Consider the following 14,032-nt stretch of genomic DNA (forward strand, 5'->3'; position numbering starts at 1 on the left):
CGGATGCCACGCCGATCCGACATCTGGGATGCCGTCCACGTGGAGCGCCGCGCGCTCATCGCCGATCTGCAGGGGCTCGAGCCCGAGCAGTGGGAGGCGGCGAGCGGCTGCGCGCGCTGGACGGTGCACGACGTCGCGGCGCACCTCGTCGACGTCTGGACCACGACGCGGCTCGGCCTCGTGCGCCGGCTGGTCGTCGCCGGGTTCGACTTCGACCGCGACAACCAGCTCGGCGTCGATCGCGAGCGACGTGCGACCCCCGCCGAGACGCTGCGGGCGATGCGCGACGCCGCGGGGCGCACTGACACCCCGCCCGCGCCGCTCGCAAGCCGGCTCGTGGAGGAGATCGCGCACGGCGACGACATCCGTCGCCCGCTCGGCATCGCGCACCCGTACCCGCTCGGTGCGGTCCTGCCCGCCCTGGACCACCAGCTCGCCACCTCGGCTCGCCTCGGCGGCGCGAAGGAGCGCCTCGGCGGCATGCGGCTCGTGGCGACGGATGCTCGGCTGCGCCGCGGCGACGGTCCGGAGGTGCGGGGCACGGCGCTCGCGCTGCTGCTCGTCGCCACCGGGCGCGACGTAGCGCTCGCGGAGCTCGACGGGGACGGCGCCGCGCTGCTGCGCGCGGGCTCGCCGAGCGTCGGACCGCCGCCGCGGTGATCGACGCGCGGGTGTGCTGAGCGCGCTCGGAGGCGCGAGCGGCGTGCGGGCGCGCGGCCCATGGCGCTGCGGTCGTCCAGCGGTCAGAACGGCGGCGGCCCGAGAGCGGCGACCGGCTGCGGCTCCGGCGACCACGGGTCGTGGGCGCGCCGCGGCTCGGCCGATGCGTCGACGAAGCGGGGGCCGCGACGGCTGCCGGGCGGCGCGGTGCTCGGCGCGCCGGGCGGCGGGCCGGGCGATGGCTCCGGCTCGTCGACGACGAGGCGGCCCGTGGGGCTCGTCCACTCGAGCACGCCGCCCGCACGCTGGCGCACCCGCCAGCCGGTGGCGTGCTTCATCGTGTGGTGGCGCCTGCACAGGTGCGCGAGGTTGCGCACGTCGGTGGCGCCGCCGAGCGCGTGGTCGTGGGTGTGGTCGGCGTCGGCGCGCGTGACCGGGTTCGCGCAGCCCGGCCAGCGGCAGCGCCCGTCGCGGTGGCGCAGCCAGCGGCGCTGGGCGGCGGACGGTCGGTAGGCGTCGACGGCGACCGGTGCGCCCGTGCCGCCCGCGAGGAGGAGGCGCTCCCAGGTGCCTGCGTCGCCTGCGATCGCGCGCGCCGTGGCCGGGTCGAGCAGCGCGCCGCCGTCGAGCACCGCCGGAGCCTCGCCTCCGAGCAGGGTCGAGACCGGGATCGTGACCGCGACGACGGGCCGGATGGGCCGCATCGCGTGCACGTCGTCGGGCGCGGCCCCGGCGAGCAGCAGCTCGCACAGCGCATCGGCCCGCCACTGCGGGAACGTGCGCGGGTCGTCCTTCGGCTTCGCGGCGGCGCCCTGCGTGAGCCGGTCGAGGATCGCGCCGCCCAGCACGGCGGGCACGAGCGCGGTGAGCCGCGCCATGCCGTCGCCCGCGTCGTCGAGCCACACGCCGCGGCGCTCGCGCGCGGCCTCGTGCCGCTGCTGCAGCGGGCGCTCGAGCGCCGCGTCGACGATCCGAGCGGCTCGCCGCCGGAGGCGCCCGGGCGTGGTCTCCTGCGCGATCGCGACGAGCGCCTCCTCGACACGGTGCCGCTCATCGGCGGCGTTGCCGTCGTCGAGGCGCAGCGCCTCGGTCGCCCGCACGATGACCGCGAGGTGCGCCGCGTCGATCGCCCCGTCTCGGTGCGCGGCGTGCGCGAGCGGGAGGTCGCGCACGACCTCGTGGGCCGCGACCATGCGCCGCTCGATCGTCGTGTCGCCGAGCCGCAGCTCGCACGCGAGCTCCGACGCGGTCTCGCGCACGGCGACGCGGGCGTCGCCGCCGGCCGCGAGGCTCGCGGCGAACGCCTGCGCGAGCAGCTCGCGCTCGCGGGCCGCGATGCGCGCGGACTCGGCCCGCAGCAGCACGAGCTCGTCCTGCACAGCCTCGGCAGGGGAGCGCGGTGACTCGGCATCGGGGGCGTCGGCGCGGGCCGGCAGCATCCCGCCTCGATCGGCGATGGCCGCGACCTCGGCGTCGTCGAGCGCCATGAGCCGCTCGAGCCAGGCGGACTCGGCCGCGTCGAGCGCGTCCTCCAGGGCGCGGACGGAGCCTCCGAACGGTCCCGGCGCGAGGCCGGCGCGCGCGGCCTCGACCGCCTCCGCCCCGCTCACGCCCCATCGCTCCATGCCTGCATCAGACCACGGGCCACTGACATCGTGGATCGCTCGCGGCGACGGTGCCGCGGCCGGCGACCCGGCGCCGCATCCCGCGCCGCCCGCCCCCGCCGCATCCCCACGTCGCCGCCGTCTGTCCGCCCCCGTCGCCGGCCGCCGGTAGGCTCGAGGCATGCCTGCTCACCCCTTCACGATCTCCGTGCGCGACATCGTGCGGAAGCCGGGCCAGATGCGCGAGCTCGAGCTCGACGGCACCTTCGGCGACACGGTCGGCGAGGGCCTCGCGACCGTCGCGGCCGATGCTGTGATCGAGCTCGACGCGCGCCTCGAGAGCGTCCACGAGGGCATCCTCGCGACCGGCAGGGCGTCGGTGCCCGCGCGCGCGACGTGCTCGCGCTGCCTCACCGAGTTCGCGCTCGACGTCGATGTCGACTTCCTCGAGCTGTTCGCGTATGATGGTGCGTCGGAATCCGACTACCTCGTGGCCGACGACTTCGTCGACCTGCTGCCGGTGGTCCGGGACGCGGTGGTGCTGGCGCTGCCGTTCCAGCCGGTCGACCGACCGGACTGCGCGGGGCTCGACCCCGTCACGGGGGAACGGCTCGAGCCTGGCACGACGTACGTGCCCGAGGAGACCACCGATCCGCGGTGGGCAGCCCTCCAGGGATTCTCTGCAGATGTGACCGACGAGGCCTCGTCGGACGAGGGCGCGCAGGCGCCGAAGAAGGAGTGAGCAATGGCTGTTCCCAAGAGGAAGATGTCGCGGTCGAACACGCGCGCCCGCCGTTCGCAGTGGAAGGCCGTCGTGCCCAAGCTCGTGAAGACCGTCGAGGGCGGCAAGACCGTCTACAGCCTCCCGCACCGTGCGAAGGTCGTCGAGGACTCGGCCGGCACGCCCCTGTACATGGAGTACAAGGGCCGCAAGGTCGCCGACGTCTGATCCGCGCGGGAGCACTCGTCGCATGACGGACGAGCACGCACTGCTCGAGCAGCTCGGGGTCGAGATCGACCCCGAGCTGCTGTCGTTGGCGCTCACGCACCGCTCGTGGGCGTACGAGCACGGCGCCGCGCCGCACAACGAGCGCCTCGAGTTCCTCGGCGACTCGATCCTCGGCCAGGCCATCACGATCGAGCTGTTCCGGCGCCACCCCGAGGCGACCGAGGGGCAGCTCGCCAAGCGCCGCGCCGGCGTCGTCTCCACGATCGCGCTCGCCGAGGTCGCCCGCACCATCGGGCTCGGCCAGCACATCCGGCTCGGCAAGGGAGAGGCAGCGTCCGGCGGCGCCGACAAGGCGTCGATCCTCGCCGACACGATGGAGGCCGTCTTCGGCGCCGCCTTCCTGTCGGCCGGGCACTCCGCATCCGCCGCCCTCGTGCTGCGCCTCGTCGGCCCGCTGCTCGACGACCCGGGCCGCACGGGCGCAGCGCTCGACCCGAAGACCGCCCTCCAGGAGGCCGCCGCCGCGCAGGGCCGCGGTGCGCCCGCCTACGAGGTGGCGGCGAGCGGTCCCGACCACGCGCGCACCTTCGTCGCCACCGTGCGCATCGACGGCGCGGCCGTCGCCGAGGGCACCGGCACGAGCAAGAAGGTGGCCGAGATGGCCGCCGCGCTCGCCGCCCACCGGCAGCTCGTCGCCGAGGGCTAGGCGCCGGATGCCGGAGCTGCCCGAGGTCGAGGTCGTGCGCGCGGGACTCTCGCCGGCCGTCGACGGCGCGCGCGTCGAGGCCGTCGAGGTGCTCGACGCCCGCTCGGTCGCGCGCCACGACGGCGACCCCGCCGACTTCGAGGCGGCGCTCGTCGGCCGCACGCTCGTGCTGCCCGAGCGGCGTGGCAAGTTCCTGTGGATCCCGGTCGCCGAGGGCGACGAGGGAGCGCCACGCCGCGCCCTGCTCGCGCACCTGGGGATGTCGGGACAGATGCTGCTGCGCGAGCCCGGCGCGCCCGCCGACCGCCACACCCGCATCCGCCTCGTGCTCGACCAGCCGCAGCACGGGAGCGTCGAGGTGCGCTTCGCCGACCAGCGGCTCTTCGGCGGCCTCGCGGTGCGCCCGCTCGTCGACGGCGTGCCCGACCAGGCGTCGCACATCGCGATCGACCCGGTCGACGCGCGCTTCGACGCCGCCGCGGTCGCCCGGCGCCTGCGTCGGCGCCGCCAGGGCGTGAAGGCAGCGCTGCTCGACCAGACGCTCGTGTCGGGCATCGGCAACATCTACGCCGACGAGGCGCTCTGGCGCTCCCGCCTCCACTACGCGACGCCCGCCGAGCGGCTGACGCAGGCGCGGGCGCTCGCGCTGCTCGGGGACGTGCGCGACGTGCTCGACCTCGCGCTCGCCGAGGGCGGCACCTCGTTCGACGCGCAGTACGTGAACGTCAACGGCCAGGCCGGCTACTTCGCGCACTCGCTGAACGCCTACGGCCGCGGCGGCCAGCCCTGCCCGCGCTGCGGCACCACGATGGTGCGCGAGCCCTGGGCGAACCGCTCCTCGCACCGCTGCCCGCGCTGCCAGCGGCGCCCGCGCGGCCTCGCCTGACAGGCGGCGGGCGTAGGGTGATCGGATGCCCTTCGACGGATTCCCGGCCGACGCGTTCGCCTTCTACCGCGAGCTCGAGACGCACAACGAGAAGCCCTGGTGGGAGGCGAACAAGCCGCGCTACGAGGCGGCCGTGAAGGCGCCGTTCGAGGCGCTCGCCGAGGAGCTCGAGCCCGTCGCCAACCGGGTCAAGGTGTACCGCCCCTACCGCGACGTGCGCTTCAGCCACGACAAGACGCCCTACAAGACGCGGCAGGGGATGTTCGCGCAGCGGGCCGAGGGCGTCGGGTGGTTCCTCAACCTCGACGCCGAGGGCGTGTGGCTCGGCGGCGGCTTCTTCGGCGACGCGTCGCTCACGAAGGCGTACCGCGCGGCCGTGGAGGCCGCGGCGCCCGGCACCTCCCTCGAGCGCATCGTCGGCGACCTGCAGGAGGCCGGCTACGAGCTCGGCGGCGAGCAGCTGAAGACCGCGCCGCGCGGCGTCGACCGCGACCACCCGCGCATCGAGCTGCTGCGCTACAAGTGGCTCACCGCGCGCCGCCATCTCGCGCCCGAGGCCGCCGGCGGCCCCGAGCTGCTCGACGCGCTCTTCGACGCCGTCGAGGACCTGCGGCCGCTCGTCGCCTGGGGTGCCGAGCACGTCGCGCCCGCCCGCTGAGCCCGGGTCTCCGAGCGATTCAGCCCAGGATGCGGCGGATGAGGTCGCGGCGGCCCGCGGGGATCGGCGGGTAGACGAGCCGCAGCGTGTCGAGCGCGGTCGGCTTCGAGAGCACGGCCTTCCGGTGGCTGAACGCCTCGAACGAGTGACGCCCGTGGTACGCGCCCGAGCCGCTCTCGCCGACGCCGCCGAACGGCAGCGCGGCCGAGCCGACATGCGCGACCGTGACGTTGATCCCGAGCCCGCCCGAGGTCGTCTCGCGCTCGACGCGCCGGATCGCCTCGCCGTCGCGCGCGAAGACGTACAGGGCGAGCGGCTTCTCGAGCCCCCGCATCCGCCGCACGAACGCATCCACGCCGTCGATCGGCAGCACCGGGAGCAGCGGCCCGAAGATCTCCTCCTGCATGAGGTCGGAGGACTCGTCGACGTCGACGAGGATCGTCGGGGCGACGTAGCGCGCCCGCACGTCGACGTCGCCGCCCGTCACAGCGGTGCCGCCGGGCAGCAGGTCGCGGAGGCGCTCCGCGTGCCGCGCCGTGACGATGCGGCCGAAGTCGTCGGAGTCGCGCGCCTCGCCGAGCTGCTCGGCGGTCGCGACGCGCAGCTCCTCGACGAGCTGCCCGGCGACCTCGCGGTCGACGAGCACGTGGTCGGGCGCCACGCACGTCTGGCCGGCGTTCAGCCACTTGCCCCACGCGATGCGGCGCGCGGCGGCCGGGATGTCGGCGGAGCGGTGCACGTAGACGGGGCTCTTGCCGCCGAGCTCGAGGATCGTCGGCGTGAGGTGCTTCGCCGCGGCCTCGGCGACGATCCGGGCGACGCGGCCGTTGCCGGTGTAGAAGATCAGGTCCCAGCGCTCGGCGAGCAGCGTCGTCGTCGCTGCGGCATCGCCCTCGACGACCCGCACGGCACGCTCATCGAGGTAAGCGGGGATGAGCTGCGCGAGCAGGCGCGAGGTGGCCGGCGCGACCTCGCTCGGCTTCACGACCGCCGCATCGCCCGCTGCGAGGGCGCCGATGAGCGGCGCGAGCGCGAGCTGCAGCGGGTAGTTCCACGGCGCGATGATGAGCGCCACGCCGAGCGGCTCCGCGACCGTGCGGGCGACGGCGGGCTGCAGGGCGAGCGGCGCGGCGACGGGCGTCGGCGCCATCCAGCGGCGCAGCGAGCGCTTGGCGCGGCGGGCCTCGGCGGCCGTGTAGCCGATCTCGGTGAGGTGCGCCTCCAGGGCGCTCTTGCCCAGGTCGTCGGCGAGCGCGCGCTCCCACAGCGACACGTTCTGCAGCAGCATCCGCGCGACGCCGTCGAGCTGCGCCTCGCGCCACGCGCGCGGACGGGTCGTGCCGCCGAGCACCGCCTCGCGCAGCTCGGCGGCGATGCCGAGGAGCTCGGGATGCGCGGTCGCGGCCTCGGGTGCATCGACCCCGGGTGCATCGACCCCGGGTGCATCGACCTCGGTCGCATCGAGCTCGGGCGCATCGGCCTCGACGGAGGCCTCCGCTCGGGCGTCGTCGACGGGCGAGGTCCGGGTGGTGGCGCTCATGCGGCCCATGGTGGCATCCGCGTCCGAGCACGACCTATGCGGCGGCTGCGCCGCCGTCCAGCAGCGCAAGACGCCGCTGCCACCCGCCCTCGGCCCCCACGGCGACGAAGCCGAGCACCTCGTTCACCGCGAGCATCGGCCGGTTCTCCTCGGCGTTCCAGGTGAGGATGCGCGCGCGGTCGGGGTGCAGGCGGCCGAGCTGCAGGAGGTTCTCGGCCTTGACGAGCATCCCGAGCCGGTGCCCGCGGTGCTCCGCGTGCACGAGCGTGTCCTCCTGGTACGCGGGCCGGCCGTCGGCGGGCACCGCGATCCACGTGAACGCGACCGGCTCGCCGGTCGGCACGTGGATCGCGATCGCCTGCACGAGCTCGAGGCCCGACGCCTCCTGCTGCCGCTCGCTGCGCTCGAGCCGGGCGACGTCCCAGGTCTCGTCGTCGACGTCGAGCCCCGCGGCGGGGGCGTCGGTGACCATGCGGCCATGGAGCGCCGCGAGACCCTCGGCGAGCTCGGTCGGCGTGCGGCCCGACCATGAGCGCACCGCGTACGCGTCGCCGGCGGCCGCGAGCGCGGCGGCGCGGTGGCCCTCCAGCGCGGCGCGCGCGGCCTCGACGTCGAGCACGGAGATGCGGTCGACCTGCTCGAGCGCGTAGCCGAGCGAGAGGGCGAGCCGCGCGGCGGCGTCCGCGGCGACGGCGCCGTGCCCGCTCACGGCCGCCACCGCCTCCTCGCCCTCGGCCGGTGCTCGGTGATCGACCCAGGCCTGCAGCGTCGTCGCGCCGATCGAGCGCGCGACCTCCTCGATGCGCGTCGCGACGGCGCGGCCGATGCCGCGCCCGCGGGCGGCCGGCACGACCCAGGCCGAGACGTAGCCCACGCTCGAGCCCTCCTCGCGCGCGACCGACGCGACGGCGCGGGCCACGTCGCGGCCCTCGTGCACGACGAGCAGGCGCCGGGTGTCCTCGTCCTCGTCGCCCGTGAGGCTCGCGAGGATCTCGCCGACCGTGGTGTCGTGCGAGTCGTCGCCCCAGAACGCCTGCGTCACCGCGTTCGCGACGGCGACGTAGCGGTGGATGCGGGTGAGCGCGGGCTCGTCGAAGGCGTCGGCGGGCGCGGCGAGCTCGAGCCACTCGAGCGTCGCCGGGTCGATCCGTCCTGCGCTCACGTCGCATCCTTCCGCTGCCACACGCCCTCGCTGCAGATCGCGACGAAGCCCAGCGCCTCGTTGACGGCGAGCATCGGCCGGTTCTCCTCGGCGTTCCACGTGCGCACCACTGCGCCGGGCTCCCGCGCGTCGAGGGCGAGCAGGTTCGCCGCCTTCACGAGCATCCCGAGCCGGTGGCCTCGGTGGTCGCCGTGCACGAGGGTGTCGTGCTGGTACCAGGGGGAGCCGTCGCCCGAGCCGGTCAGGGTCGTGAAGGCGATGACCTCGCCGCTCGCCTCCTCGACCGCGACGGCCCGCAGGAGCGTCCGGCCGCCGTCGATCTGGCTCGCCTCGTAGCGCTGCAGCCGCTCGAGGTCCCAGACCTCCGGCTCGCTGGCGAGGCCGGCGCTCGGCGCATCCGTCGACATGCGGGCGTGCAGGGCCGCGAGCTGCTCGGCGAGGGCGGTCGGCGTCGCTCCCGACCAGGTCTCCGCGCGGTAGCGGGGGAGCGCGTGGCGCTCCGCGTCGGCCCGGAGGTCGGCGAGGCCGTCGCGCGCGTCGCCGAGCCGCAGCTCGCTCATCCGCTCGATCTGCTCGAGCGCGAAGCCGTACCGCCGCAGCATCCGCACCTGCGGCGAGTCGGCGGGCACCGCGCCGAAGCCCGTGGGCGGCGCGATCGTCGGCCCGGGCGCCGGATGGTGGTCGACCCACGACTGGAAGGTCGTCGCGCCCTGCGACCGCATCCGGCCGATGAGGTCGTCGGCGAGGGCGGTGCCCACCCCCCGACCGCGGGCGCCGCGGCGCACCATGACGTCGATCTCGGCGATCTCGGTGGCCTCCAGCAGGCTGCGCGAGGCGTAGCCGCGGCCCACGGGCTCGCCGTCCAGGAGCGCGACCGTCCGGATGTCGTCGGACTCGCCCTCCTGGCGGCGCCATTGCGCCCACGCCTCGCGGTAGGTGAAGGCGTGGCTCGCGTCGCCGCCCCAGGCGTCGACGACGACGGCGTTGCGCACGTCGACGAGGCTCCGCAGCAGCCGCGCGCCCTCGCTGTCGTCGTCCCACGCCTCCGGCACGGGCACGTCCACGATCTCGATCCTCATGCGTCGTCCTTCCGCTGCCAGGCGCCCTCGTGGGCGACGGCGACGAAGCCCGTCGCCTCGTTCACGGCCAGCATGTGGCGGTTCTCCTCCGCGTTCCACGTGGCGATGCGCGGATGCGTCGGATGGTGGTCGCGCAGCTCGACGAGGTTGGCGAGCTTCAGCAGCATCCCGAGCGCGTGGCCGCGGTGCGGGCCGACGACGAGGGTGTCGTGCTGGCGGGCGACGTCCTGCCCGTCGCCCAGCAGTGCGGCGCCGACGTAGAGGGACGTGAAGCCCGCGAGCTCCCCGGTGGGTCGGTGGCGGGCGACGACGGTGCGCAGGACGCGGCCGCCGGCCGTCGTGGTGCGCTCGAACTCGGCGAGCCGCTCCTCGCTCCAGGTCTCCGGCTCGAGCGCGAGGCCGCCGATGGGCGCATCGATCGACATGCGCTCGTGCAGTCCCCGCATGGCGTCGCGGTGCTCCGCGGGCGTCGGCCCCTCCCACGCGAGCAGCTCGTAGTCGGGCCCGGAGCGCTCGCGCGCCGCGGCGAGCCGCGCGTCGAGGTCGAGCTCGCGGATGTCGGCGACGCTGACTCGGAACACCTGCTCGAGCGAGAACCCGCGCTCGATGAGCGCGCCCGCCTCCGGGTCGTCGGGCTCCGCGCCGCCGAAGCCGGTCGATGCCATGACCGTGCCGGTCGCGGCGGCGGGCGAGCCGCCGACGATGGTCGTCCGGCCGAGCGCCGCGGCCATCGCCACGGCGTCGTCCATCAGCGCGTCGGCGAGCGCCCGGCGCTCGTGCCCGGGCAGCGCTGGGTCGATGACGAGGCCCACGTCGAGCAGGTCGGTCGACTCCTGCAGCGGCAGCCAGATGGTCGACAGCGCGACCGGCACGGGGTCGCCGACGACCCGCAGCACGTGGTCGTCGACGCTCGAGGGCTGCCAGATGGCGAGCTGCTCCACGGGCGTCACCGCGGAGGTCCCGGCGAACCTCGGTCCGTACGTGCGCTCGACGAGCGCCGCGACGGCGCGGAAGCGCTCGCCGTCGCCACCGGCCTCGTCGGCGCGCGCGGGCAGCGTCAGGGTGCGGATGTCGTGGCGCATGGGTCGTCCGCCGCTCGAACGAGGCACCGTGCCTGCGGGCAGCCTTGCAGGATAGACGTGCGCGCGGCGACAGCACAACACCGCGCCGCGCCGCTACCGTGGGGCGGAGCAGAACCCGGGAGCCGCATGCACCTCAAGACCCTCACCGTCAAGGGCTTCAAGTCGTTCGCGCGCCCCACGACCTTCCAGTTCGAGCCGGGCGTCACGTGCGTCGTCGGCCCGAACGGGTCGGGCAAGTCGAACGTCGTCGACGCCCTCGCCTGGGTGATGGGCGAGCAGGGCGCGAAGACGCTCCGCGGCGGCAAGATGGAGGACGTCATCTTCGCCGGCACGGCGACCACCGGGCCGCTCGGGCGCGCGCACGTCGAGCTGACCATCGACAACGCCGACGGCGCGCTGCCGATCGAGTACGCCGAGGTCCAGATATCGCGCACGCTCTTCCGCAACGGCGGCTCCGAGTACGCGATCAACGGGGAGTCGTGCCGCCTGCTCGACGTGCAGGAGCTGCTGAGCGACTCGGGCCTCGGCCGCGAGATGCACGTCATCGTCGGCCAGGGGCAGCTCGACGCCGTGCTGCAGGCGACGCCCGCCGACCGCCGCGGCTACATCGAGGAGGCCGCGGGCATCCTCAAGCACCGCCGCCGCAAGGAGAAGACGCTCCGCAAGCTCGACGCGATGCAGGCGAACCTCACGCGACTCCAGGACCTCACGGGCGAGATCCGCCGGCAGCTGAAGCCGCTCGGCCAGCAGGCCGAGATCGCCAAGGAGGCGGCGACCATCCAGGCGACCGTCCGCGAGGCCCGCGCGCGCATGATCGCGGCGGAGGTCGTGGGCCTGCGCCAGCAGCTCGAGCTCGCGGCGCGGTCGGAGTCGGAGCGGAAGTCGGAGCGGATCGTGCTGCAGGAGCAGCTCGAGCAGGCGCGGCTGCGCGCCACCCGCATCGAGGAGTCGATGGCCGGCGACGACGTCGACCGCGCCCGGCAGGTCGCGCACGCGCTCGAGCGCGAGCTCTCGCGCCTCCAGTCGCTCCACGCGCTCGCCGGGCAGCGGCTCGCCCTGCTCGAGGAGGCGCCGGAGGCCATCGACGCCGCCCCGCTCGTGACGCCCGACATGGTGCAGGCCGCCCGCGACGAGGCCGCCTCGCTCGGCGCCCGGGTCGCCGAGGCGGAGGGCCAGCTCGGCCGCGCCGCGTCGGCGACCGCCCTCGCGCGCGCCAACCTCGACTCGCTCGACGAGGAGATCGCCGCCCAGGCGGCGCTCGTGTCGAAGCACGACCTCGAGGCCGCCTCCCACCGCTCCCGCGTGGAGGTGGCGCAGTCGACCCTCGCCGCGCGCGAGGCGGAGGTCGCCCGTCGCGAGGCGCAGGTCGGCACGGCCGCGCAGCGCCTCGCCGAGGCGCAGGCCGCCGCCGGCGAGCTCGGCGACGACGCGGATGCGGGCGACAACGAGTCGCTCGCATCCGCCTACCGCGACGCGGACGACGCGCAGGCGCGGCTGTCTGCGGCGCTCGACGAGCGGCGCGACGCGCTCCACGCGGTCGAGCGCGAGCGCGACGCCCTCGCGGCCCGCACCTCCGCGCTCACGCTCGCGCTCTCGCAGGCGAACGCCTCCGCCGGGGTGCTCGACGCGGGGCTCGACGGCATCGCCGGGCTCGTCGCCGAGCGCGTGAAGGTGCGCAAGGGCTTCGAGGCGGCGATCGCCGCGGCGCTCGGCACGCTCGGCGAAGCGGTGCTCGCGCAGTCGCGCGGCGCCGCGGCGGCCGCCGTCGACCACGCCCACGCCGAGGGGCTGGGTCGCATCGAGGCCGTCGTGGCGGATGCGGGCCGGATGCGTCCGCGCGTCGACGTCGCCGCGGAGGGCGTCGACGGCGCCGTGCACGCGCCCGAGGTGATCGACGCGCCCGAGGGCGTGCTCGGCATCCTCGCCTGGACGTACGTGGTCGACGACCTCGCGGCCGCGCAGGAGCTCGGCCCCCGACTCGCCGACCTCGAGCTCGGCGGGCCGATCACGATGGTGACGCGCCGCGGCGACCTCGTGACCGAGCACCTGCTCCGCGGCGGCAGCGACGACAGCCAGTCGCGCCTCGAGCTGCTCGCCGAGCGCGATGCCGCCACCGAGCGACTCGACGCGCTCTCCACGTCGATCGAGCGGCAGGCGGGGGCGCTCGAGGACGCCCGCCAGGCGCATCAGCAGGCCAAGCGCGCCGCGGCGGAGGCGCTCGAGGCGCTCCGCGCGCACGACGCGGCCTCGGCGTCCCGCGGCGAGCAGCGCTCCCGCGCCCGCGCGCGCCTCGAGTCGGCGACGGGCGAGCACGAGCGGGCGGAGGCGGCGCTCGCGGAGGCGCGCGGCGGCATCCAGGAGGCCGTGGACGGCGTCGACGCCGCGCAGCGCGCGCTCGACCGCTTCGAGGCGAAGCCGCGGCCCATCCTCGACGCCTCGGAGCGCGAGGCGCTGCTCGTGGAGCTCGAGGAGGCGCGCGCGGACGAGACCGACCTCCGGATCGAGCTCGAGACGGCGCGCGAGCGCGTGCGCGCCGAGCTCGCGCGGGCCGACCAGCTCGGGCGCGACGTCGAGGCGCAGCGGGCCCGGGCCGAGGAGGCCGCCCGGCGCGCCGTGCTGCGCGAGCGGCAGCGCGCGCAGGCGCAGCGCGTGCTGGACGCCATCCCGCCCGTGCTCGGCGTCGCCGAGCGCAGCGTGCAGGAGGCGCGGGCCTCCCTCGCCGAGCGCGAGGCGGCCCGGCGCGACCGCAACGAGGAGCTCTCGCGCCTCCGACGCGACGAGGGCGGGCTGCGCGAGCGGCTGCAGGAGCTCACCGAGCACGTCCACGTCGCCGAGATGGAGGCGTACGAGCAGCGCCTGCACCTGTCGAACCTGCTCGAGCGCGCCGGCAGCGAGCTGGGCCTCGAGGAGGCCGTGCTCGTCGCCGAGCACGCGCCCGAGGAAGGATGGGACCGCACGGCCGAGCAGGCGCGGCTGCAGGACGCGGAGCGCAAGCTCGGGCGCCTCGGCCGCGTCAACCCGCTCGCCCTCGAGGAGTTCGAGGCGCTCGAGCAGCGGCACCGGTTCCTCACCGAGCAGCTCGCCGACCTCGCCTCCACCCGCAAGGACCTCGAGCAGATCATCGCCGACCTCGACGTGACGATGGAGACGATCTTCGCGGCCGCGTTCGAGGACACGAAGGCCGCCTTCGCCGAGGTCTTCCCGGTGCTGTTCCCGGGCGGCTCGGGCTCGCTCGCGCTCACCGACCCGGACGACATGCTTGCGACGGGCGTCGAGGTGGCGGTGCGGCCGGCGGGCAAGAAGATCGACCGCATCTCGCTGCTCTCGGGCGGCGAGCGCTCGCTCGCGGCCGTCGCCTTCATGGTCTCGATCTTCAAGGCGCGGCCGAGCCCGTTCTACATCTGCGACGAGGTGGAGGCGGCGCTCGACGACGCGAACCTGGGGCGCCTGCTGGCGGTGTTCGAGCAGCTGCGCGAGAGCTCGCAGCTCATCATCATCACGCACCAGAAGCGCACGATGGAGATCGCGGATGCGCTCTACGGCGTCTCGATGCGGCAGGACGGCGTCTCGGCGGTCGTCGGGCAGCGCACGGCGCGCGAGCGCGACCGGGAGCCGGTCGACGCCTAGCGCCCTCCGCCAGTCGAGCCGTCGCCCGCAGGCCGACGAGTCGAGACCATCGCTGGCGCGAGGGTGGGCTCGAGACGCG

General features: G+C 75.6%; 12 protein-coding genes. 7 read left to right on the forward strand and 5 right to left on the reverse strand.

Annotated elements, in window-relative coordinates; all coding sequences use genetic code 11:
- Positions 1–3 precede the first annotated feature (3 nt).
- Positions 4–660, forward strand: a complete 657-nt coding sequence (locus IEW90_RS05870; protein ID WP_188716988.1) for a maleylpyruvate isomerase family mycothiol-dependent enzyme — start codon at positions 4–6, stop codon at positions 658–660.
- Between the two features lie 83 nt (positions 661–743).
- Here the strand turns inward: IEW90_RS05870 and IEW90_RS05875 are convergent, their stop codons facing one another.
- A complete protein-coding gene (locus IEW90_RS05875; protein WP_188716989.1) occupies positions 744–2,285 on the reverse strand; it encodes an HNH endonuclease signature motif containing protein in 1,542 nt (513 codons plus the stop codon).
- Between the two features lie 160 nt (positions 2,286–2,445).
- On the opposite strand from IEW90_RS05875, the gene IEW90_RS05880 reads away from it, so the two are divergent.
- From IEW90_RS05880 to IEW90_RS05900, 5 genes are read left to right on the forward strand one after another with little or no spacing between them, the layout of a single operon-like run.
- Positions 2,446–3,006, forward strand: coding sequence for a YceD family protein (locus IEW90_RS05880; protein ID WP_188716991.1), 561 nt, complete (start codon positions 2,446–2,448; stop codon positions 3,004–3,006).
- Positions 3,007–3,009: 3 nt separating this feature from the next.
- A complete protein-coding gene (rpmF, locus tag IEW90_RS05885; RefSeq protein WP_188716993.1) occupies positions 3,010–3,213 on the forward strand; it encodes a 50S ribosomal protein L32 in 204 nt (67 codons plus the stop codon).
- A gap of 22 nt (positions 3,214–3,235) precedes the next feature.
- Positions 3,236–3,919 (forward strand): ribonuclease III, encoded by a 684-nt coding sequence (rnc, locus tag IEW90_RS05890; protein ID WP_188716995.1) that lies wholly within the window; start codon positions 3,236–3,238, stop codon positions 3,917–3,919.
- Positions 3,920–3,926: 7 nt separating this feature from the next.
- The gene (gene mutM / locus IEW90_RS05895; protein WP_188716997.1) at positions 3,927–4,805 is read left to right on the forward strand and encodes a bifunctional DNA-formamidopyrimidine glycosylase/DNA-(apurinic or apyrimidinic site) lyase; all 879 of its coding nucleotides are present in this window, start codon (positions 3,927–3,929) and stop codon (positions 4,803–4,805) included.
- Between the two features lie 25 nt (positions 4,806–4,830).
- A complete protein-coding gene (locus tag IEW90_RS05900; RefSeq protein ID WP_188716999.1) occupies positions 4,831–5,463 on the forward strand; it encodes a DUF2461 domain-containing protein in 633 nt (210 codons plus the stop codon).
- Positions 5,464–5,482: 19 nt separating this feature from the next.
- Here the strand turns inward: IEW90_RS05900 and IEW90_RS05905 are convergent, their stop codons facing one another.
- Genes IEW90_RS05905 through IEW90_RS05920 form a run of 4 tightly spaced genes read right to left on the reverse strand, consistent with a single transcriptional unit; the run spans position 5,483 to position 10,326 of the window.
- Entirely contained in the window at positions 5,483–7,003 is a 1,521-nt protein-coding gene (locus tag IEW90_RS05905; protein WP_188717001.1) for an aldehyde dehydrogenase family protein, read from the reverse strand.
- Positions 7,004–7,037: 34 nt separating this feature from the next.
- Complete coding sequence (locus IEW90_RS05910) at positions 7,038–8,165, reverse strand: GNAT family N-acetyltransferase (RefSeq protein ID WP_188717003.1); 1,128 nt, start codon at positions 8,163–8,165, stop codon at positions 7,038–7,040.
- A complete protein-coding gene (locus tag IEW90_RS05915; RefSeq protein WP_188717005.1) occupies positions 8,162–9,244 on the reverse strand; it encodes a GNAT family N-acetyltransferase in 1,083 nt (360 codons plus the stop codon). The genes IEW90_RS05910 and IEW90_RS05915 overlap by 4 nt, the downstream gene beginning before the upstream one ends.
- Positions 9,241–10,326 (reverse strand): hypothetical protein, encoded by a 1,086-nt coding sequence (locus IEW90_RS05920; RefSeq protein ID WP_188717007.1) that lies wholly within the window; start codon positions 10,324–10,326, stop codon positions 9,241–9,243. The genes IEW90_RS05915 and IEW90_RS05920 overlap by 4 nt, the downstream gene beginning before the upstream one ends.
- A 126-nt stretch (positions 10,327–10,452) precedes the next feature.
- On the opposite strand from IEW90_RS05920, the gene smc reads away from it, so the two are divergent.
- Positions 10,453–13,953 carry a chromosome segregation protein SMC gene (smc, locus tag IEW90_RS05925; RefSeq protein WP_188717015.1) on the forward strand — a complete coding sequence of 1,167 codons (3,501 nt, stop codon included), beginning with the start codon at positions 10,453–10,455 and terminating at the stop codon, positions 13,951–13,953.
- Positions 13,954–14,032: the final 79 nt, after the last annotated feature.

Origin of the sequence: Agrococcus terreus (genome assembly GCF_014645235.1) — a bacterium.
Lineage (GTDB): Bacteria > Actinomycetota > Actinomycetes > Actinomycetales > Microbacteriaceae > Agrococcus > Agrococcus terreus.